The following is a 235-nucleotide window of genomic DNA, read 5'->3' as shown; positions in this document are numbered from 1 at the left end:
GCGGTCGCGGGGCAGGGTCACGGTGAGGACGCCGATACGGTCGCCGCGCACGCTGATGGGCAGGTGAACCGTCAGCTGTCCTGGCTGGTTGTTGTTCTCGACGTAGGGTTGCTGCGCGCCGAAGGCCCGGCCCGCGGGGCTCTGGTAGACAGAAATCGGGTCGCCGGTGTAGGGGAGCGCGCTGACTGGTTGCAGTATGGTCATCGCGTAGTCGGCCATGAGCAGGTCAACGGAT

General features: G+C 66.4%; 1 pseudogene. It reads right to left on the bottom strand.

Annotated features, from left to right (window positions below):
- Positions 1–219: pseudogene (locus N4G70_RS36985) on the bottom strand (phosphatase); the annotation flags it as partial.
- Positions 220–235: the final 16 nt, after the last annotated feature.

Source organism: Streptomyces sp. ASQP_92 (assembly GCF_025399895.1).
In the GTDB taxonomy this organism is placed as follows: domain Bacteria; phylum Actinomycetota; class Actinomycetes; order Streptomycetales; family Streptomycetaceae; genus Streptomyces.
The sequence above is the reverse complement of the archived record's forward strand: the minus strand, read 5'-3'. Positions and strand labels throughout refer to the sequence as shown.